The organism is Algoriphagus marincola DSM 16067 (assembly GCF_000429405.1).
Lineage (GTDB): Bacteria > Bacteroidota > Bacteroidia > Cytophagales > Cyclobacteriaceae > Algoriphagus > Algoriphagus marincola.
In genome coordinates this window covers 131,594-152,961 of the sequence record NZ_AUBU01000013.1, presented here as the reverse complement: position 1 = coordinate 152,961, position 21,368 = coordinate 131,594, and the positions used below count along the sequence as shown (strand labels likewise).

General features: G+C 42.3%; 21 protein-coding genes. 13 read left to right on the top strand and 8 right to left on the bottom strand.

What is annotated here, in order from left to right; translation table 11 throughout:
- Positions 1–42 precede the first annotated feature (42 nt).
- From G457_RS0112580 to G457_RS0112565, 4 genes are read right to left on the bottom strand one after another with little or no spacing between them, the layout of a single operon-like run.
- Positions 43–1,095, bottom strand: coding sequence for a serine hydrolase domain-containing protein (locus G457_RS0112580; RefSeq protein WP_026946803.1), 1,053 nt, complete (start codon positions 1,093–1,095; stop codon positions 43–45).
- Positions 1,092–1,781: a DUF4386 domain-containing protein gene (locus tag G457_RS0112575; protein ID WP_026946802.1), complete on the bottom strand. Its 690-nt coding sequence runs from the start codon at positions 1,779–1,781 to the stop codon at positions 1,092–1,094. Before G457_RS0112575 ends, G457_RS0112580 begins: the two co-directional genes overlap by 4 nt.
- Positions 1,782–1,817: 36 nt before the next feature.
- A complete protein-coding gene (locus G457_RS0112570) occupies positions 1,818–2,912 on the bottom strand; it encodes an acyltransferase family protein (RefSeq protein ID WP_026946801.1) in 1,095 nt (364 codons plus the stop codon).
- Between the two features lie 24 nt (positions 2,913–2,936).
- On the bottom strand, positions 2,937–3,509 hold the full coding sequence (locus tag G457_RS0112565; protein WP_026946800.1) for an ankyrin repeat domain-containing protein: 573 nt from the start codon (positions 3,507–3,509) through the stop codon (positions 2,937–2,939).
- 235 nt (positions 3,510–3,744) lie between these two features.
- Here G457_RS0112565 and G457_RS0112560 point away from each other — a divergent pair, with 235 nt between their 5' ends.
- Positions 3,745–5,811: a helix-turn-helix domain-containing protein gene (locus G457_RS0112560; RefSeq protein ID WP_026946799.1), complete on the top strand. Its 2,067-nt coding sequence runs from the start codon at positions 3,745–3,747 to the stop codon at positions 5,809–5,811.
- Positions 5,812–5,933: 122 nt separating this feature from the next.
- Here the strand turns inward: G457_RS0112560 and G457_RS0112555 are convergent, their stop codons facing one another.
- Positions 5,934–6,377 (bottom strand): DUF6252 family protein, encoded by a 444-nt coding sequence (locus G457_RS0112555; protein WP_026946798.1) that lies wholly within the window; start codon positions 6,375–6,377, stop codon positions 5,934–5,936.
- Between the two features lie 262 nt (positions 6,378–6,639).
- Here G457_RS0112555 and G457_RS0112550 point away from each other — a divergent pair, with 262 nt between their 5' ends.
- Together G457_RS0112550 and G457_RS21460 are read left to right on the top strand one after the other, a co-directional pair.
- A complete protein-coding gene (locus G457_RS0112550) occupies positions 6,640–8,628 on the top strand; it encodes a tetratricopeptide repeat-containing sensor histidine kinase (RefSeq protein ID WP_026946797.1) in 1,989 nt (662 codons plus the stop codon).
- 13 nt (positions 8,629–8,641) lie between these two features.
- Positions 8,642–9,271 (top strand): response regulator, encoded by a 630-nt coding sequence (locus G457_RS21460; RefSeq protein ID WP_035483801.1) that lies wholly within the window; start codon positions 8,642–8,644, stop codon positions 9,269–9,271.
- On the opposite strand, the gene G457_RS0112540 is transcribed toward G457_RS21460, so the two are convergent.
- Positions 9,268–10,347, bottom strand: coding sequence for a hypothetical protein (locus tag G457_RS0112540; protein ID WP_026946796.1), 1,080 nt, complete (start codon positions 10,345–10,347; stop codon positions 9,268–9,270). The genes G457_RS21460 and G457_RS0112540 overlap by 4 nt on opposite strands.
- 158 nt (positions 10,348–10,505) lie before the next feature.
- Between G457_RS0112540 and G457_RS0112535 the strand changes: the two genes are divergently transcribed.
- The 3 genes from G457_RS0112535 to G457_RS0112525 all read left to right on the top strand — a co-directional run bounded on the left by G457_RS0112535 (position 10,506) and on the right by G457_RS0112525 (position 12,466).
- Positions 10,506–10,841 carry an ArsR/SmtB family transcription factor gene (locus G457_RS0112535; RefSeq protein ID WP_026946795.1) on the top strand — a complete coding sequence of 112 codons (336 nt, stop codon included), beginning with the start codon at positions 10,506–10,508 and terminating at the stop codon, positions 10,839–10,841.
- 38 nt (positions 10,842–10,879) lie between these two features.
- Positions 10,880–11,764, top strand: coding sequence for an arsenite methyltransferase (locus G457_RS0112530; protein ID WP_026946794.1), 885 nt, complete (start codon positions 10,880–10,882; stop codon positions 11,762–11,764).
- Positions 11,765–11,836: 72 nt separating this feature from the next.
- Positions 11,837–12,466 (top strand): low molecular weight phosphatase family protein, encoded by a 630-nt coding sequence (locus G457_RS0112525; RefSeq protein ID WP_051260819.1) that lies wholly within the window; start codon positions 11,837–11,839, stop codon positions 12,464–12,466.
- 229 nt (positions 12,467–12,695) lie between these two features.
- Here G457_RS0112525 and G457_RS0112520 read toward each other — a convergent pair whose 3' ends face one another.
- Positions 12,696–13,715, bottom strand: coding sequence for a DUF6515 family protein (locus G457_RS0112520; RefSeq protein ID WP_026946792.1), 1,020 nt, complete (start codon positions 13,713–13,715; stop codon positions 12,696–12,698).
- Between the two features lie 3 nt (positions 13,716–13,718).
- Positions 13,719–14,450 carry a DUF2092 domain-containing protein gene (locus tag G457_RS0112515; RefSeq protein WP_026946791.1) on the bottom strand — a complete coding sequence of 244 codons (732 nt, stop codon included), beginning with the start codon at positions 14,448–14,450 and terminating at the stop codon, positions 13,719–13,721.
- A 339-nt stretch (positions 14,451–14,789) separates the two neighbouring features.
- Between G457_RS0112515 and G457_RS0112505 the strand changes: the two genes are divergently transcribed.
- The 7 genes from G457_RS0112505 to G457_RS0112475 all read left to right on the top strand — a co-directional run bounded on the left by G457_RS0112505 (position 14,790) and on the right by G457_RS0112475 (position 21,252).
- Positions 14,790–15,578, top strand: a complete 789-nt coding sequence (locus G457_RS0112505; RefSeq protein ID WP_026946790.1) for a hypothetical protein — start codon at positions 14,790–14,792, stop codon at positions 15,576–15,578.
- A gap of 287 nt (positions 15,579–15,865) precedes the next feature.
- Positions 15,866–16,867, top strand: a complete 1,002-nt coding sequence (locus tag G457_RS0112500) for a helix-turn-helix domain-containing protein (protein ID WP_162142703.1) — start codon at positions 15,866–15,868, stop codon at positions 16,865–16,867.
- A gap of 97 nt (positions 16,868–16,964) precedes the next feature.
- Positions 16,965–17,087: a hypothetical protein gene (locus G457_RS23100; RefSeq protein ID WP_282705552.1), complete on the top strand. Its 123-nt coding sequence runs from the start codon at positions 16,965–16,967 to the stop codon at positions 17,085–17,087.
- A gap of 276 nt (positions 17,088–17,363) precedes the next feature.
- On the top strand, positions 17,364–18,923 hold the full coding sequence (locus tag G457_RS0112490; protein ID WP_026946788.1) for an arylsulfatase: 1,560 nt from the start codon (positions 17,364–17,366) through the stop codon (positions 18,921–18,923).
- 54 nt (positions 18,924–18,977) lie between these two features.
- A complete protein-coding gene (locus G457_RS21455; RefSeq protein ID WP_035483796.1) occupies positions 18,978–20,003 on the top strand; it encodes an HAD family hydrolase in 1,026 nt (341 codons plus the stop codon).
- Between the two features lies 1 nt (position 20,004).
- Positions 20,005–20,559 (top strand): hypothetical protein, encoded by a 555-nt coding sequence (locus G457_RS0112480; protein WP_026946787.1) that lies wholly within the window; start codon positions 20,005–20,007, stop codon positions 20,557–20,559.
- Positions 20,560–20,595: 36 nt separating this feature from the next.
- Positions 20,596–21,252, top strand: a complete 657-nt coding sequence (locus tag G457_RS0112475; RefSeq protein ID WP_026946786.1) for an outer membrane beta-barrel protein — start codon at positions 20,596–20,598, stop codon at positions 21,250–21,252.
- Positions 21,253–21,368 lie beyond the last annotated feature (116 nt).

The following is a 21,368-nucleotide window of genomic DNA, read 5'->3' as shown; positions in this document are numbered from 1 at the left end:
TTCTAAATAAAAAAGTCAAACTCATACCTTTCAAAAGTAGGCTTACTCACTATGTGATGCGGTATGCTTCCTCAAAATCTTCACCACCCGATTATATACAATCTCGTGTAAGTTCCAGGCGTAGCCTCCATTCGTATTGACAAACTGTACCACCACCGCATCGATATCCGAATGATATCTGGCAATGCTTTGGTAGCCAGGCACGAGCCCAGTGTGCTCATAGACGTATACCGAAGAATAAATTTCTTGCTCCTTTTCTGTGAGCAAGGTCCCGTCAATCAAGGCGCGGAGGAAAATTCCCACTTCCTCCGCAGTTGAAATCATGGATCCTCCCGGGTGGATAAAATCATTCCCCTTGATATCCAAAGGATATCCAATAAAGTACCCACTCATCAGTTCCTCCTGATCCACTTCCGATAGCAAACTATAGGTGCGCTTCAAACCCAGAGGCTCTAAAATCTCTGTTCGGATAAAGTCATGATGAGAATAGCCCAAGGTTTTGTCCAAAATTTCACCGATCAGCAAATAATTCGTGTTGGAATAGGCATATTTTTCATTGGGAGCAAAGTCAGCCGGCAAGTCGTAGATCAATTCCAAGGCCGGACGATTTTCGGTAAATGGCTTATCCCAGGGATAATTCGGCTGGTCAGAATAATTAGGAATCCCGGAGCGATGTTGGATCAAAAGTCGAAGGGTAATTTGATCTGGATTTTCAATATGTTTAGCAACCTCAGGAAGCAACTCTTCCAAGGTATCATCCAGCGAGAGGGCTCCACTCGCCACGATTTTGCTGGCTGCAGCGGCGATGTAGAGCTTGCTGATACTGGCGATTTTGAATAGTGAATTGGGGTCGGCAGGGGCTTTTTGATCCCGATCTTTCCAGCCAGCCGAAAAGAATTTAGGTTCTTTTCCACCCTGATCCACATAGACAATAATCCCATCGAGCTGGTAATTAATCGCCATATCCACTTGCTCCTGAATTGTATCAGGGATCGGTGCCAGCCAAGCCCGCAGGATCAACCAAGGGACGAAATAAATGGTAGCGGAAATTGACACGAGTATAAAAAGGATTCGAAGTACTTTTTTGAGTTTCATTGAGACAAATTTTTACTGTGACTAGGAATCCTTCCACCCTTCCAAACAAGCCAGATTGCCAATCCAATTTCAGCTAAAGCCATGGGTAAAGAGAGTACCTGTTCGACCGAAATGATCTGATCGATCTGATCAGGAAAAAAAGCTTTTGCCACATGAATTGCCGAGTAGGATATTCCTGCAAAAATCAATAGTACTCCCCAAAATTTGGGCACGAATTCAGCCTTCCAGGCAAGAAACCCTAAACCAATCAAATGGAGCCCAAAAATAATCAAGCCATTGGACCAAATGCTTTCGAAGGCTTTCAGCTCCTGCATCACTTGACTGCAAGTTCCCCCACCATCCAATACTGAAAGGACTGCCAACTGATGATAAATCGCTAGTCCAAGTACTCCTGAATACAAAATTCGGATCATCGCGGTAGTGAGGGAAAGGCGAGGATGTACTTCCTGAAGATACTGATGCAAGGCCCATGCGACCAAAATATCCAAGATTAAAATCCCTATCCAAGCAGCGATGCCAGATTGATAGGTTCCAAGAGCTTGCTGGATCGAATCCCTCGTTTTCTCAGCATCTGCTGGAAAAACTAAGAAGCCATAAACAAATCCATAAGCATAGCCAGCCAAAACGGCCATCAGAATCAGCGAGAGTCCAGCGATAATGGCATATTTTCTTTTTGATAAATTCATAGTGCAATAGAAATAGCTCCTATCTCCCTGAGTATCTCAATCGGGAGATGGAACGGAAATAGCTTTGATTTTGGAGGTTTTGAAATCCCAAGAAAGTCCGAACAGCGGTCTTAGGAATGGTATTCGACGAATCAGGAATTCGAAAATCACGAAACAGAAAATTCCTGTGAATCCAATAATGGCAGGAAATTTAAAGAAAATCGGCCAATTCAGCGGTAAAATCACCGAAGCCGCAGTATGCAATGCCACCATGTGGAGGATATAAACCGGATACGCCGCCTGACTCAGATAGCTCAAAATCGCACTGGGCTTATTCAGGTATTTGTAGCCAAAACCGAAAATGGCCATAATCCAAAAGATCGATTCTATCGCCATCAAATAGCCGGGAGCGACCAAATCATAGACCATCCATCGAGTCAGATACATCCCCAAAGCTAGCCCTAGGTAAGCCCAGCGCCAGTTCAAGACCGTTTTCCAAAAAGCTTCTCCGCTGTAGACCAGCAGAAAACCACAGAAAAAAGCTAAAATTCCGATAAAGAATCCATGCCAAGTCAAGGCATACATTTCAAAGACCTGTGGTTTGACCAAAATCACCTCCAAAACAAAAAGCAATGAAAGAGACAAAGGGCCAAGGGGATTACTCATCCAGACTGCTAGCGTCTTCTTAAAAGCTCCATTTTCTGATTTTTTCAGGTAAAAGAAGATCGGAGCTAAAAGAAGCACATAGGCGGAAATATTTCCTAGAAACCACAAATGGGCAGGATGTGCTGAGTAACCCAACGGGAGATTATAATAAGCTTGGAAAATCAAAAAATGAATAGGCACAATCGCCACCACTCCAAAAAGGAAGGGAAGCAGGATTCGCCTGCTCCGCTCCATCAAGAGTTCCTTCCAGTTTCGCTTGCGGATAGCAAAGTAAACCCCCATTCCTGATACGAAAAACAGAAAAGGTATCCGCCAGACATTCAATAGGGTCATCGGCTTCCAAAGCCCTGTAAGGAGCTCCTCGCTTTTTATAAAACCGAGAAACATGGCCCAAGGCTGGAATACTATCGCAATATGGTAGATCAGCAGCAGGGCGATCGCAATCACCCGCAGCCAATCAATATCGTATCTTCTTTGAGTTGTCATGATCTGATGAAATGATATTGGGAATTATTGAAGCATCATCGCAATGACGGAGCGAGTCTTTTCCAGTCGCTCCATGTCCAATTCAAGACCAAGTGGCCCGAGTTGCTGCTTCATCATTTCATAGATCGGCTTGACTTCGGCAAATGGTCCCATGACCGTCTCGCGAGGAGTAAACCCAAAATTATTTTGGAGTGACTTGTCCGCATCCGCATCAAGCAGCATTTCCACGATTTCTACTCGACCAAAAAAGGCCGCAGCATGCAGTGGAGTCGTTCCGTCATTGTTGGCGATGGTCAAGTCCGCTCCGGCCTCAATTAGATTTTGAGCGATTTCCCGCTTGTCAAATGTGATTGCTGTAATGAGAGGAGTGGATCCACTAAAAGATTCCTTTGCATTAATATCCGAACCTGCAGCAATGTGCTGCTTGACCACATCCAGATTATTGGTCATCACTGCCGTATGAATGTCAAGTTTAGGCGCTTCAATTTGCTGAGTTTTTCCAGCCTTGTCTTGCGCATTACTACATGCGGGCAAAAGGATTACTGCTAGTAAAAGGCTAGCAATGACTTTGAGCGTGTTGTTTTTTAAAGCTTTCATAGTGTTGTTTTTTGATTGAATACTTTTTGAATTTTGTTTGCTACAAAGTTGGGGCAAGCCTCAGAGGTGGGTGTAAAAGGCAGGATGCCAAAAGCATAAAGTATCGCTCAAGGATAAAATTTATGACGCAAGGCTATAAACTATGACGCAAAAGCATTGGATTGGCAGGAGAATCTTCGGAAAAAGTGGCTGTCACTTTGAGTAAATTTCTCTACCTTGAAAATGAATTTTTAGCATGGCAGAAGATCAAAAACATAGCGAAGACTTCCTTTCTCAGGCCACTGCCATCGTGGTGGATAAAGCTTCCGATGAGCAATTTGGTGTATCCGAACTCGCAGAGGCGATGAACATGAGCCGATCCAACCTATTGAGAAAAATACAGGCAGGGACCGGCCTTTCGGCAAGCATCTTCATCCGAAAAATCCGCTTGGAAATTGCCATGGATCTCCTCAAAGAAGGAAACATGACTGTTTCGGAAGTGTCGTATCAGGTAGGTTTTGGTAGCGCGTCTTATTTTATCAAGTGTTTTCGCGAACAGTATGGTTTTCCTCCCGGCGAAGTAGGAAAACAAAAAATAGAAATACCTCAAAAAGAAGATAACCCTATCACACAACTAAACCAAGATAGGCTTTCGAAAACTTGGATTTTTGGACTTTTGGCAGTTTTACTAGTTGTAGCATTCGGCTATTTCTTTTGGCCCAAAACGGAGTCTCCGTTTTCCATGGAAGAGAAATCCATTGCGGTACTCCCCTTTAAAAATGAAAGTGCCGACTCCAGCAATCTCTACTTTGTGAATGGTCTGATGGAGTCTACCCTGAACAATCTTCAGAAAATCAAAAACCTCCGGGTGATCAGTCGCTCGTCCGTAGAAAAGTACCGAAATACCAACAAAAGCATTCCTGAAATGGCTTCAGAGCTTGGGGTAAGCTATTTTGTCTCAGGCAGCGGGCAAAAGGTCGGGGAGCAAGTCTTACTCAGCATCCAGTTGATCGATGCAGAGACAGAGCGGCAAGTTTGGGCGGAGCAGTACAATCGTCAATTGGCAGACATTTTTTCCATTCAAGATGAAATTGCGACCCAAATCACAGATGCGATCAAGGTATTCGTCACTCCGACTGAACTTGAACAAATCGAAAAGCGACCGACGGATAACCTTCTCGCTTACGACTATTACCTCCAGGCTTTGGAACCTTACCATTCCCGGACTGACGAAGGCCTTCTGAAAGGGATTGCCCTTTTCAAAAAGGCAATCGAGCAGGACCCAGAGTTTTCTTTGGCTTACGCACATATTGCTATCTCCTACTACTTATTGGAGATGTTTCGCGCTGAAAAGCAGTATACCGAGAAAATAAATTCTTACGCCGACAAGGCGCTCTTGTTCGATTCAAAATCGGCCGAAAGCCTGACGGCTAAGGCCTTTTATTATATCCAAAGCGAAGAATTTGCCCTTGCAAGACCTTATTTGGAAAAGGCACTCGAATACAACCCAAATTCGGCCTTAGCCATACAAATGCTAGCAGATTTCTATTTTAGGCTGGAGCCAGATACAGAAAAATACCTGGAATATGCCTTAAAGGCAGTACAGATTCAGGTAGAAAGTGGAGACTCCACTTCTCAAAGTTACAGCTACCTTCAGTTGGCAAATGCCCTGGTTACGGCAGGTTTTGTAGATGAAGCCAAGGAATTTATCGATCGATCTTTAGCTTTTGATTCGACAAATTATTATGCCCCGCACCTGAGGTCATACATCCTCTTTGCCAAAGAAAAGGACAATAAAAAGATGCGTCAGCGCTTGATTAAGTTATGGGAAAGAGATCCAAGCCGACTGGATATTCTTCAGGATATTGGAAAGTTTTTCTACCTAGACAGGAAGTACGACAGTGCAGATTTCTATTACACCATTTTTGTGGAAGCTCGAGAGACCAATGGTCTTTCTATTTATGAATTAGAAAATTCTAAAATCTCACTGGTCTATGAGCAGAATGGAAAAGTAAAGGAGGCCAATCGACTTTTTGAAGAGTACCAAGAATTTGCTGAATTAGATCAATCCATTTACCGCAATATAGCTTTGGCCACCAAGTACGCGATAGAGGAGGATTGGGAAAGGACTCTAGAGTACTTAGATGCTTTTGCAGCGGACAACACCAATCAATTTTGGTTTTTGTATCTGAAAGATGAACCGGTATTTGAACCGATAAAGAATCGACCGAGATTCCAGAGCGCGATGCAGAAAATTGAGACTAGATTCTGGGAGCAGCATGAACGGATCAAATTGAAACTAGAAAAGGAGAACCTGATCTAAAAAAAGGGAGGCACACCCTTGCCTCCCCTTTATCAAAAAAGTCCCAAACAAAAGCTAAAAGTCGTCCATTTAACTCTATAGGGTTTGGATTTTTGTGAATTTCAGTTTCACTTAAAAATTGATCAGCGCATAATATTTACATCCGTAAACTTCCCGTTGGTAATATTCACCTCGGGCCCACTTCCAGTCATCGGAGTCGCCTTAAAAGAAAAAGTTCCCGAAACTTTGTCCCCATCAATATTTGTGATCGTAAGAGTTCCGGAGGTTGCGCTATGCACCACTTGATTGGATGTAGTCCAAAGTGCAGTTCCTGTCAAATCAAAATTCCCAGTTCGCTCTGCATCCAGCGTAAAAGCCAAATTAGAGCGATCCGTCGCTCCAGCTCCAATAGCCAAGACAGTGAAACCTGCCACATTGGTAATTCGGCTATTTCCGGCACCTCTCCAGGCTTCCCCGTCGATGGTAGCCTCTACATTCAGAGAACCCTGAGGAATCTCATCATCCTTATCCGGGCATGCAAAAAAAACGAAGGCCAAGAGGCCAAGTAGTAAAGATCTTAGTTTCATAGTGGATTTTTATTTGCAAGTTGCCCGTAAAAATCATCCAGAGAAATACAATGAATTGGGCATTTTGATATCCGTGCTAGTGGGTATTTTTATAGTTTGGAAGGGGAAGGGTTCGTCTTTCAATTCACAGAAATGAAGGCTCTACACTAATTTCTATGAGATTCTACGACATGATTATTTGGAGAAAAAAATGAACCATATCTATAAAAAAAATTTGATTAAATAGTCAGTGGAGTTACTTTGTGAGATTAAAATCCCTCCATTGAAAAAACTCCACAGCATTTCTTTCCTCTTTATTTTTTTGGTAGGCACATCCCTGGCTTTAGGCAAGCAGCAATCAAGTGCTGATAGCTTAGAACAAGTTTTTCAAAATCAGAATCTCCCTGATTCTATTCGCTATCGAGCCATTCAGCAGCATACCTTTTCCATGATTTTCAGTGATGGAGAAGAAGCCAAATCCAAGATTCAAGAAGTCCTGAAAACTGCTGAAAAGGAAGTAGGCAAATCCCGCATTTACTTCGAAATCCTTCAAAATCTCGGTATCTACTACGATGTTCATCAGCAAACAGACAGTTCGTTGATTATTTTTTCCCAAATACTCGAAGAAAGCCAAAAACAAGGCTGGAAAGCTTTGGAACAGCGTTCATTCAATAATCTGGGAATGAATCGGCTCAACTCTTCGGACTACAAAGCAGCCATTGATTACTTTTCCAAATCACTGGAAATAGGCCGTAGTGATCCCAACGCCCTCGAAGCTAATTTTGTGAGCAGTATTTCAAATCTTGGGCTTGCCAATCAGGAGCTAGAACTTTACGACCAAGCTATCAAGTATCATTTGGAAGCTTTAGAAATCAGGAAGCGATTAAAGGATTCCAACGGAATTGCGATTTCATCTGCAAATCTGGGTATTTGCTACAGGCTGATGGGAGAAGAGCAGCGGGCCGAACGATATTACCGACAAGCCATTGAAAATGCCAAAATCGCAGGAAACAAGGTGCTTTATCATCGAGTGCACGACAATCTGGGAGCTCTTTACATAGGACAAAAAAACTATGAAAAGGGACTTTTGATGCTAACTATAGCCTTGGATGACTCGGACGGCTTTACTCCTGATCCCAAAATGGAACTGAGCATCGTCAGCAACGCGGCGACAGCACATGTTGATTTGGGTCAAAGTGAAAAGGCCTTGCAGTTTGCCGAACGAGGACTGAAAGTTTTGGAGAATAATCCAGAATTGGTCAACTACTCCCTGACCCTAAAAAACGCCTTAGCAAAGATTTTTTTTAGAAAGGGTGACTTTGAAAAAGGCAATGCCTACTTAGACGAATATCAGGAGCTAAGTAAGCAAGTCTTCAGCGAAGAAAACGCACAATTACTGACAGACTTACAGGTGCAGTATGATCTGGAAAAAAAGGAAAGCCAAATTGCTTTACAAAATGCGGAACTTCAGGAAAAAAATGCGACGCTACAGCGAAACTACTTTGCGTTTGCAGCCTTAGGACTATTGTTGGTACTTCTAATCGCTATTTTTATTTTCTATCAGAACCGAAATAGGCGAAAGCAAGAGTTGCTTGTGAAAGATCGGGAACTGAAAGTCAAAGAAGCATTTATCCAAGCTTCTCTAGAATCCCAAGAGCAGGAGCGAAGACGTATGGCTCAGGATCTTCATGATGGATTTGGGCAGTATATTTCAGCACTTAGGATGTACGTGTCCCAGCTCAAAAACAATCAAGCCAAAGAAGAGCTTAAAACCGAACTGGTCAGCCGTACCGATTCCGTTTTGGATGAGATGTCCAAGGAAATCAGTAATGTGGTCTATGATCTGATGCCTGCTACCTTGATCCGATTTGGGTTAATTTCGGCCCTGGAAGACCTCGCTCACCGCATCAATGCCGGAGAAAAAGTAAAACTGGAAATCGAGTCCCAAGACCTCCCGGACCGCATGGATGAATTGGTTGAGATCAACCTTTTCCGAATCTGTCAGGAGTGGATCAACAATGTCCTCAAATATGCCGAGGCAAGTCATATCATGCTTATTTTGTCACAAAATCAGGGTATCGCCAAACTCCAGATTCTGGATGATGGAAAGGGCTTTGATCCGAATGTTTTTCAGCACAGCAAGCGAAATGGCTGGAAAAATATCACCACCCGTGCCGAATTGCTCAATGGAAGATTGGAGCTTTTCACGCAAGAAGGGCAGCAAGGAACTGAGCTTTTGGTTACCTTTCCGTATGTCCACCGAGCCAATTAAACCCCATTCTTGAATGAAAATTCTTCTCGTTGATGATCATCGGATTTTACTAGACGGTTTGAAGTTTTTGATCGAAAGTCAGCCGGAAATAAGTCAAGTTGATACTGCCTTTACCGTAGAGGAAGCTTTGGAACGGATAAATAACGAGATCCCTGACCTGATAATTTCAGATATTTCCATCCCCGAAATTGGGGGGATCGCCTTGGCCAAAAAAGTGAAATCAAAATACCCAGGCACCAAATTGATTTTTCTCAGTATGCATGAGGAGCCCTATCGGGTCAAGGAGGCTTTAGCCACAGGGGCAGAAGGCTATGTACTGAAAAAAGCGGCACATGAAGAACTATTAAAAGCCTTGAGGGAAGTAGCCGATGGCGGAATGTATTTCAGTGCTGAGATTCAGAAAATTCTTATTCAGCGAATGCGGTTTCCAGAAGACGAGCGGATTCTTACAGATCGGGAAAAGGAGGTCTTAACATTGATTTTTGATGAGTTTTCCAATAAGGAAATCGGCGAAAAACTTTTCATATCTGAGCGAACGGTGGAAACCCACCGAAAAAATATCTACCAAAAAACAAAGACCAACACGCTGGTTGGTCTTTTGAAATTTGCCTTGGAAAATAATTTGGTGGGCGGAATGGCTTAATCTTTTGTCATTTCCACAAAATTTGAAATCCCCGCATCTACCATATCTTTCATCGCACCTGAAGCAGAACTAACGTAGCGCTCTGAGTCACATTCGGCAAAATGGGAAGCGACTGTACTTTGATCACCCGATACCATCACTAGCTGACTATATCCCGTTTTAGAAAACATATCAGATTGTGCCTGAGTCACTTCCTTGATTTTTTTATCTTCAAAAACATCTTCGAAATACACCGCTTTCTTCAACTCCACTTTAGCGTCGAAGAATGGATTATTGCCAATATCATTTCCGGAGAGAAAGCGTACTTGGGAACTGATTACTTCAGAAGAACCCATAGATCCAAAACCTTTGGCAAAGCCAGTCAATGAAGTCTGCTGATTTTCCTGTGAAGTGTTCATAATCGGTTCGATTCGATACCCGATTTTCGCCTTGACAGAGGAGGTATTTGTCCACATAGAGGCATCCGCATCCAAGGTCACAAATGGAAAGATAAAATTGACATCAGCTACATAGACATCGCCAAGCTCTTTTGAAATTTTTGGTCCCATATCCAAAAAAGTGCCTTTTTCACGTCCACTTTTGGCGACACCTTTCACTAAATACTCAAATCCGGTAGGGGTAACCATGACAAATCCTGCCGCTTGGTCATCCGAAGAAGCTCCACCTTTCATTAGCGTCCAACCTTCGAAATAGTCGCTTTGGCTGGCCTCAGCTGCTGTCATGATTTCAAATCCCTGACTAGTCAGTTGATTGACAAAATCCTGATACGACTGATCAATGATTTTTTGAAAATCAGCTACATCCACTCCGGATATCTGAACTCCCATTCGAGTAGAAGTTCCAGAGGTGAAAGTGGTCCGGTTTGCACGCTCTTTTTTAGAGCCAGAAGTCTTTGCCGAAGCCTCCTCAAAAACCTCAAAAAGCGCTTTATAGCTTCTTATAAACACTTTTTTGGGTGATTTTTGATATTGTTTCTTTTTATTGTAACTGGTTACTTTCAAGTCTTTTTCATCGAGAATGGTGCCGGGAACTGTCTCCACAAAGAGCAGGAGGAAAATGAGTAATAAGCTTTTCATAATTTTTTAATGTTTAGGAATTTAAAATTCGATTTTTTTAAAAAGCTCTAAAATCCCCGTAGACCCTGAATTTGTATCCGTACTGGCACGGATAAAAAATCTTAGAATTCTTCTCGTTTAATTTATTTATCGTAATATTGCAATGAAATAATATTTAAATGGGAGTCACTCAAACGCATCTGTTCACCGAGGAACAAAATAAAATTGCCCAAATGGCTAAAGCTATTGCCCATCCTGCCAGAATAGCCATCCTTCAACACTTGATCAAAACCAATTCCTGTATCAATGGGGATTTAGTGATGGAAATCGGCTTAGCACAGGCGACGATCTCGCAACACCTTCGAGAACTCAAAGAAGCGGGTCTCATTCAGGGCAGCATAGAAGGTACTCGAGTTAATTATTGCATTCATCCGGAAAATTGGACCATGCTCCGAAACCTCTTCCACTCCTTTTTTGAATCTTATTCTAATTGTACGACCCCATCCTGTACCTGATTATTGACAAAAAAGACATTCATTTTCACAAGCAAAACATGGATCAAGAACAAAAACTAAAAGAAGTAGTGCGGGAGCGCTATGGAAAAATCGCCGAACAGGGAAAAGCAGAAAACGCCGCCTCCTGTTGTGGAGCTACCTCACCTTCCACCAAAGTGTATAACATCATGATGGACGACTACTCAGGTACCGAGGGCTATCTTGAAGATGCCGACTTGGGATTGGGCTGCGGACTTCCTACCCAATTTGCCAAAATCCAACAAGGAGACGTGGTCATTGATTTGGGATCAGGAGCGGGCAACGATTGCTTTGTGGCAAGACACGAAACCGGCCCTGAAGGCAAGATAATCGGGATTGATTTTACCCCTGCGATGATCAAAAAGGCAAGAGCCAATGCGGAAAAGCTTGGATATCACAATGTGGAGTTTCGGGAAGGAGACATCGATCAGATGCCGGTAAATGACAATGTGGCCGATGTGGTTGTCAGCAACTGTGTGCTCAATTTGGTTCCTAATAAAGAAAAAGTCATCGGTGAAATTTTCCGGGTTTTGAAGCCCGGAGGTCACTTCAGTATCTCAGATATCGTGTTGATAGGAGATTTGCCAGAGGCACTCAGACAGGATGCAGAGATGTATGCAGGATGTGTGGCGGGAGCAATTCAAAAATCCGACTACTTGTCCTTCATACAGCAGGCTGGATTCCAATCTATCCAAATCCAAAAAGAAAAGACCATCACCCTGCCCGATGATATCCTAGAAAAGTATCTTTCTCAGGAGGAAATTCAGCAGTTTTTATGCAAGCAAACGGGAATTTTCAGCATCACGGTATATGCTGAAAAACCTGGAGAAAAAAACAAAAAACCAAAGCTTAGTTTGGAGCAATTGCAGGCTTCTTCCTGCGCTCCGGGATCAGGCTGCTGCTAAATCAGATGTTCAGACCTTTCAGGTTTCAAAACCTGGAAGGTCTTTTTTTACTTGTGCCAATCCGCTTTCTATATGCAAAAAATTTCCCTTTATCCTTCCCTAATCGAATTCATCCAAAAGGCTCAGAAACTTCCCATTTCTGCTGAGCGCAAAGCCGTTTTGGAAGTTTTGATCAGCTACATTCAATCCAAACTCGATCAAGGTCAGAATGTGAACCTGAATTTTATCTGCACCCATAACTCCCGACGGAGTCAGTTTTCCCAGATTTGGGCACAAACAGCTGCCGATCTCCATGGCATTCTGGCCAATTGCTATTCCGGAGGTGTCGAAGTCACCGCATTCAATGAGCGGGCGGTCAGTTCACTCAAAAGGAGCGGGTTTCGAATCTCATACAAGGAAAACGGAAGCAATCCGATTTATTCTGTTTTTTACTCTGACGAAAGTGATCCAATCACCGCTTTTTCCAAGGTTTTTAATGATCCCGCCAATGATGCCCTACATTTTGCTGCAGTAATGACCTGTGATCATGCCGATGAAAACTGCCCCTTTATCCCTGGCACAGAGCAGCGCATTCCGGTGCGTTATGAAGATCCCAAGGCCTTTGATAATACCGAATTAGAGGCGGAAAAATACGATGAGCGGTCCATGCAGATCGCTTCGGAGATGCTATTTGTTTTTTCTCAAGTGCAAAAACAAACTTAAATCATTTTTCCCACAAGTTCAACCTTTCCGATTTGCCATGTTGTCCTGAAGGCACGGCATGTACTAATCCAAATTGAATTTGGGTCTAAGATCTTCACCGATTCTAGCTTTCACCGAAAATGCTTTGGCATTGGGCAGCATTTTAAATGCCTCTTTTGAATAGAAATTTGGCTTTAGCCCATTCCCTCCAAAACCCTAAGCTCCCTTGCCTTCAACCCATGAATAAAACCTAGGACTCCTCCTCCACCTGCACAATTTCATACATATTTTTTCCATCCACTTCTACGGGCATGTAGTAGGTATCTCCAAATTTCACAAAGGTCTGCTCCCCTACCTTTACTTCCTCGGCACCCTCAGGAAGGTTGGATACGACTGAACCTGCTGGAGGAGGAACTACCGTGTAGGTTCCGTCATTTTGCTCATAGAAGGTACCACCGTAGTAATAATTGTTCACCGTAGGGCTTACTTCCACTACCTCGGATTCCTTGGGAATGACCTTCACAGTAGCTCCTTGAGGAGCCTCTACTACCACATAGCCATCATCTGCTTCCACATAAAAAACCCCCTCATCGTAGTGGTAGTCTTGGTTATCCACACTCACCACAATAGCGGTCACAGCAAGGGTTGCCACAAAAAAGCCCCATGGATGCCAGGCCGGCCCCCAATAGAAAGGTGTAAACGGATGATAGTAATAGGGTCTATACCAAGAAAACCCGAATCCTCCCCAGATGTAGGGTGGTCTGACGTAGGGACGATAAGGTGGTCGATACGCTACATTTCGATTATTCCGGACAATGGTGTTTCGGCTATTGTCAATATTGATATTGACGTCACCGCGGCTTTTATCAATATTCACTCGGTTGTTAGATCCCCGATCGCCTGTGTTTACATTGTTTAGCCGGTTTCCGCTATTGGTGTTTCCGGTATTTTTGATGGAGCTAACTTTATTTTCTACTTTCGGCGACTTAGTAACTCGATTGGAGCCACCATTGATAGCTCCTCCCCTGTTTCCACTTGAAGACTGTGCAGGGCGACTGAGATTAGTATTGGTATTTCGGCTTCTATTCTGAGTAGCAGGTCTGGCAGCAGGCTTTGTAGCCGGACGGGAAGCCGGTCTTGAAACAGCAGGACGCGCCCCACCACCACTCCTACCTGCAAATCGCTGGGCATGACTTAATTCAGGCAAAGAAAATAAAATCAGTAAAGACAGGAAGAAGGAGTATTTGATAATTGTCTTAAAAGTATGCATAGCCTAGTCTTTTTTGGTCCAAGTGATTTGTTTTGAGTTGGGTGGGGGGAGAAATTCAAAAATTGAATCAGGGTAAGTCTCGTTAATCTCCCAATTTTCGAAGGTTACCTCCACTTGATGGGCATAAGGTTCGCCCAGATAAGTCACCACTATTTTGGCTGGTCTGGCTTCCAGGTCTTGTGAGACCCAAATTTGAAAAGTCATCTCAGCATTTGCCGCACCTATATGGAAGCACTTTTGACCATGAACCTCTGCTTCCCCAAGGTATTCGATGTAGTCCATGGTCTCAGTCATGTGAAAGGCAAAATCCGGATACAAAAAATCCGCGGCCACCAGCTGAATTCCAAAATCCGTGTACAGACTTTCCAGCATATCCAAGGTATTGTCCGGAGCCTCGGATGCTACAAAGATCTTATCCTCTAGGGAGTAGTATACGATCTGACTGCCATTGTAGAAGTAATATTGGGGTTTACCTTGGGCAATTACTTTGGCTGAAAGTTGATTTGGCCCCTGTATGATAAACTCACCGGAGCGAAACTCCTTGATGAAAAAATCATCACGGAAGCCTACATCCTGAGAAGTTTTGGTATTAAATTTCAAGGAATTCACTTCCCCAAAATAAGCTCCAACCTTGTCCAAAATCAGTAAGGCCGTGGAGTCATGAAAAACCTCCTGTGCTTGGGTACGGAAAAAACAACAGAAAGCGATCAGGGAGAAAAATAAAGCTTTTTTCATAGAATCATAGTTTACACTAAAGCAGAATACTGTAAGTTAATCAAAAAGCTCTTCGATACGCAGTAAGCAAAAAGAAGAAGTTTTTGTAAACAATAAAAATAGAGGGCTGATGAAAAACTTAACCTCCAAAATTACCTGCAGCTGTTTTGATTTGGTAAATCTTACCAAGAAAGACACAGAAAATCAGGATCAGTGTAAAAAAGCTTAAGAATATTTTACTTGGTTTGACTTTTTAAAGAAAAACTAGCTTTAATCAGGTAGATTGAAAAGGATCAATATACCTTCAGTTGATTTCAATTTTATGATAATTTCCTTTAAATAATAGCTAATCCTATTCTCATGAGAAAATCAACTTGCCTTCTTTTCCTATTCTTGGTTTCTTCCTTTGTGGCCTTAGCTCAAGACGATGCAGCAGAATTAGCAAAAAAACTCGCAAATCCAATCGCTTCTCTGATATCGGTTCCTTTTCAGAATAATACGGATTATGGAATTGGAGCATTTAACGGTACAAGAAACACGCTTAACATACAACCGGTAGTCCCGATTTCCATCAGTGAAAATCTAAATATGATTACCCGAGTAGTACTTCCTGTCATTACTCAGTACAATATCACTGGAGAAGGACAAAAGGAGTTAGGTTTGGGAGACGCAGTGATGTCAGCTTTTTTCTCCCCAAAAAACTCTGAAAAAATTACTTGGGGAGTTGGGCCAGCCTTGCTACTTCCCGTGGGTACCAATGACTTCCTGACTGCCAAGAAATTTGGAATGGGGCCCACGGCCGTAGCATTAAAGCAAAGCAATGGTTGGACTGTCGGAGGACTAATCAACCAAATATGGTCTGTTGCAGGAAGTGCTGAAAGACCGAATGTCAGTCAGATGTTTGTTCAACCATTCCTAGTGTACAACTGGAAATCTGGTGCGGGGCTAGGTGGAAATCTTGAATGGACTCAAAATTGGAAATCCAATCAGACGACCGTTTGGTTGAACCCAACCGTAAGTGGTGTCACCTCCCTTGGCTCTCAAAAGGTGCAGTTTGCAGTAGGTCCAAGATTAAACTTAGCAGCTCCTGATGGTGGAAAAGCAGATTGGGGATGGAGAGCAGTAGTGGTGTTTTTATTCTCTCAGTAACTTTATTTTCCAAAGGCTACATCGACTTTATCCTACCTTGAATAAAGATTGATAGATTTCCCAAATCCTTCATTTTTTAAGGTTAAATAGTATATTTAAAGTGAATTCGAATTACGCCTACTTTTATGGAGTTATACAATTGGACAGGAATAATTATAGGTTTTCTTGTGTCAATCATATTGATTTTTTACCCAGGTGCAAAAAGAAACGGTAATTTAATACTTGGCTTTTCATTGTTTTGCTTGACTCACGCACTTTTGACTTCGGAATTATACCGGAGTGAGTTGATGTTAGATTTTCCTCATATTTCGAGGACAGGAAATATATCAGCCTACTTGATCGCTCCACTTTTTTTTCTTTTTGTAAAGAAAATTATTTACCGAGAAGAAAAAGTAGAAAGGTGGAGATGGCTTTTTGCAATTCCTTCTATAGGTTATATAGTAGACTATTTTCCCTACTATATCAGTTCCGCTTCTGAAAAAGTGGAAATGATCCAGAGCCAACAACTGAACTACAATCATTTTCTATTCAAAGAAGGGATTTTTTTTCCCGATGAATTTCATTTTTTCTTTCGGCAAGTATGGTTGTTGATCTTCCTCGTTTTGGTCTTTAATCTTTTATGGAAAAACAAAAACCAACTAAACAGGGAAGAATCTCACCTGAACCGATACATTTTCAATTTTTTGGTATTTATCACCTCCATCCTCTGCTTTGCCATTTTACCGGGATTTTTTAGGTTTATCGATCGATGGGGCGGGTTTACTATTGAGGTACAGACACTTACGGTATCCACTGCCTTGATTGGTGCAGGGATTTTCTTAGTCTTTAACCCTCGGCTTCTTTACGGTTTTTATTGGTCTGGAAGCGTTCAGGAAGAGGTCAAAAAAAAGGAAATCTCACCAGCAAAGCCAGTCGGATATTCACAATCGGAGGAATTGGAACAGCTATGTAAGCAATTGACTGACCTGGTCCAATCGCAAAAGCTATACTTAAAGCAAGGAATAACCATTAATGACTTGAGCAATGAATTGAATATCCCGGTATATAAAATCTCCCCTGCTATCAATCTATGTTATGATACAAACTTCAATCAGTGGATCAATAAATTCCGCATTGAAGAATTTAACAGGCTCGTAGAAAAAGGAGAACACAATCTGCTTACACTTGACGGTTTGGCTTCAAAGTGTGGCTTTTCCAATCGAACTACCTTCATTTCATCCTTCAAAAAGATCAATGGTAAAACTCCTAGCGAATATCTCAAAGAAAAAACCATGATAAGTTCCAATTAAATGCTAAAGGCTAGAGTCCTACCAAATTGGAAATTAGATTTTTATATAGATCCGGTATCTTTTTAGTGGCGTAATTGAATGGCTAAACTCTGCAAAAATGATCTATTCATGCAGAATTCATTATCGGGCATTTAGCAAGGAAAATGAGCTTACTGGAACCACTCCGGATAATCATAAGGATTTTTATCTCATCAATAATACCCAAAGCATTTGCTCTTAATTTGTATCGATTTTTTAATAAATGAATCCAAGTGTTTTAGCTACCAGAATTCATGAAATCACCTAATGGCTGCAAGATCCGAATAGACTTCCAAGGTCCAATTGGATGAATTCTAAAAGGAAGGTTTTTATCTAAAATGAAATTGATTTTGTAAATATTCAGTAATTCTTCACAGTGATTGACTGAATTTCAGAACCTTATTGAAAGCTTCGATCACTTTTGAATCATTTAAAAAACTACCTTACATAATTATTTAAATCAAATTTTATTTCGCATATGAAGAAACTTAGTCTTTTTATGGGTGCTTTCCTTTTCAGCTTTATTGGCTGGGCACAGGAAAAACCAAACATTTTGGTCATCTGGGGAGATGACATCGGTACTTGGAACATCAGCCACAACAACCGTGGAATGATGGGATACATGACTCCCAATATTGACAGAATTGCCAAAGAAGGAGCCGGATTTACGGATTATTATGGACAGCAATCCTGTACCGCTGGAAGAGCAGCCTTTTTGGGAGGGAATGTCCCTGTAAGAACAGGAATGACTAAAGTTGGTATGCCAGGGGCAAAAGAAGGATGGCAAGAGTCTGATGTGACGATTGCAACTGTCATGAAAAGCCTCGGTTATGCAACTGGCCAATTTGGTAAAAACCATCAAGGAGATCGGGATGAACATCTACCTACCAATCATGGATTTGATGAGTTCTTTGGGAACCTTTATCACTTGAATGCAGAAGAAGAGCCTGAAAATGAGGATTATCCAACGGGATTAATTTTAGCAGACGGTACTAAGTTTGAGGACCGCTATGGCCCCAGAGGAGTAATTCATAGTTGGGCAGATGGTAAAGGTGGTCAAAGAATTGAAGATACGGGACCACTCACCAAAAAGAGAATGGAAACGATCGACGAGGAAACCCTTGCTGCTGCAAAAGAGCATATCAAAAAGCAAGTGGCAGATGGAAAGCCCTTTTTCACCTGGTGGAATGCAACTAGGATGCACTTCCGTACGCACGTAAAAGAGGAAAACCGAGGAATCTCAGGTCAAGATGAATATAGCGACGGTATGGTAGAGCATGACCGCCATGTTGGTGAGCTATTGGCTCTTCTGGATGAATTGGGAATAGCAGACAATACCATTGTTTTTTACTCAACAGACAACGGCCCTCATTACAATACCTGGCCTGATGCTGGAACTACTCCCTTCCATGGAGAGAAGAACTCCAGCTGGGAAGGTGCTTTCAGAGTGCCTGCATTTGTAAGATGGCCTGGAAAAATCCCAGCAGGAGTGACTTACAATGGCATTGTATCACATGAGGACTGGCTCCCAACATTTGCAGCAGTAGCAGGTGATCCTAACATAAAATCTAAAATTATGAATGGGGTCACTTTGAATGGAAGGACCTATAAAAACTACATCGACGGAGTCAACCAATTAGACTATTTAACTGGTAAAGCGAAGGAATCACCGAGAAAAGGCTTTGTATATGTGAATGATGCTGGCTCGATCGCTGCACTTAGATACGATGATTGGAAAGCGATGTTTTTGGAAAACAGAGCTGATCAGCTTCAGATTTGGCTCGAACCTTTTGTAGAATTAAGAGCGCCTTATCTGATAAATCTAAGAAGAGATCCTTTTGAAAAAGCGCTCTATGGATCAAATACCTACTATGACTGGTATATTGATCGAGCCTACATTTTGATTTCAATCCAAGGCTATGCATTTAATTTCCTTTCTACCTTCAAAGACTATCCTCCAAGCCAGACTGCTGGTGACTGGAGTCTTGGCAAGGTCGAAAAACAAATCGAAGACATGGTGAAAGGCCAAAACCAATAATTAATCAATGAGCTATGGTCACCAAACCATAGCTCTTTTTTTTCCCATCCTACTATGAAAAAGAATACCTTTTCTATAATTGCGCCTTCCTTACTCGCTATAATCATTTACTCCTGTCAGTTTTCAGAAAATACAAGTGGAAATACTGAGACCGAAACTACAGATATTACCTATTTAGAATCTTGGAATGATGGAGAAGCAAGGTCAAAAATCGAAGATTTTATCCGTAGCACAGCTTCCGAAGGGAGTTCCAACTTCGTTCCGGAAAAGGACCGTGTCGCCGTTTTTGATAATGATGGCACCCTATGGGGGGAGCAGCCCATGTACTATCAGCTGCTATATGCCGTGGATTTCATCAAAAAAAATGCGGCTAATCATCCCGAATGGTCTTCCAGCGAAGCTATTCAGGCCATTTTGAATGACGACCTTAGTGGGGCTTTAGCCGGAGGGCATCAAGCTATATTTGAATTGGTAATGGTTTCTCACGCGGGAATGTCGGAGGATGAATTTGCTCAATCAGTCAAATCCTGGCTGGAGACTACTCGCCATCCCGATACCGGAAAAGCCTACAATGAGATGGTCTACCAGCCCATGCTGGAGCTCTTAGAATTTCTAAGAGCAAATGGATACAAAACTTTTATCGTCTCAGGGGGAGGAATTGATTTTATCCGGGTTTGGGCAGAAGAAGCCTACGATATCCCTCCCTATCAAGTGGTGGGCTCTTCGCTTAAAGCCAAGTATGAAGAAAAAGATGGTGAAAAACAGGTCATTAAAATCCCAGAATTGAACTTCATCGACGACAAGGAAGGAAAACCCGTAGCCATTCACCAGCATTTGGGTATTCGCCCTACTATTGCGGTAGGCAATTCAGACGGGGACTATCAAATGCTGGAATACACCACCAACTCAACTGGCCCCAGGCTAGGTATCCTCATCCACCACACTGATTCCGAGCGGGAATATGCTTATGATAGCCTTTCGGCCATTGGAAATCTCAAAATGGGACTGAACAATGGTCCTGGCCTAGGTTGGGTTATCGTGGATATGGCTGAAGATTGGAAATCCATTTATCCGGATTGATATGACTTTTAAGGTTAGCTTTTTTTTGATTCTTAGTGGTCTGATTTCTTTTGCTTCAATAGCTCAAGAAACTGAGGAACCAGAGCGGGAAAAATCTCATATCCCAAAAATTCGGGGAGCGATCATGATGGCAAATTCCCACGTCCCCAATGCATTTGAAGGTGATAAAAGGGTCGCAATTATTCCTACTTGGGGCCTAGATATAGACTATTATTTCCATCCCAAATGGTCGGTAGCTTTTCAGGCTGATATGAAGGTTCAGTCCTTCGAAGTCGAAAAAGAGGAAGTACTTTTGGAGCGAAGCTATCCATTTTCTGGAGCTTTTGTGCTTCATTATCATGCAAAAAGGCATTGGTCCTTTTATGCCGGACCGGGTTATGAATTCGAAAAGAACGAAAATCTATCCTTTTTCCGGTTTGGATCAGAATATAGCTTTGAAATCACCGAAAAGTTTGAAATTGCATTAAATCTGGCCTACGAAACCAAGCAGGATGTCTACAATGCTTGGACCTTTGGCATCGCATTCAACAAACTGCTTTGGGAAAAGGAAGAATAAAAAATTAAAACAGAGACTCAGACATCTTTACTTATCATGAAAAAAATCACAACTCTTTTCGCACTCCTATTCATTGTATTCGGGAGTTATGCACAGGAAGTCCGACTTAACACCTACGGCGGCTATGTGTTTAAAGACCGCGTGGACTCTTACTTCTCCAACTCATCTTTCTTTGATGGAACCATCCAAGATGGGTTTCGATGGGGAGCGGGATTGGAGTACCATATTCCACAAAAAGGTGCAATCGAACTTCAATACCTTCGACAAGACACCAATGCGCCGACCATTTATCAGGATGGAGGCTTTTTGAATGGGGAACTTCAATCCACCAATTTTGATTTGGCAATCAATTGGATCATGCTTAATGGTACCCGATACTTCCCGATCAATGAAACTGTTGAGCCCTTCGCCGGCGCAGGAATTGGCTTAGGAATCTTTGGAGTAGACAATCCTGACAATGGAAATTCGAACTCTTCCACAAAATTCTCTTGGCAAATCAGAGGCGGTTCCAATTTCTGGTTGGCCGAAAATGTGGCATTGAGAATCCAAGCTTCTTTATTTTCAGCTACTCAGGCGATTGGTGGCGGATTATATTTTGGAACTGGTGGAGTGGGAGGAGGATTAAGTACATATTCCAGCATGTATCAGTTTGGATTTGACGGAGGGTTGGTATTCCGAATTCCTCAGAAATAATTGCTTATCCTATGATTAAAGGCCTTTGCTTTTATGTAAAGGCCTATTTTTATGCCTGTGCTATCGCTCAAAGATCATCCGACGAAGCGAGAGTTTTCTTCAAAAACTCTATCTTT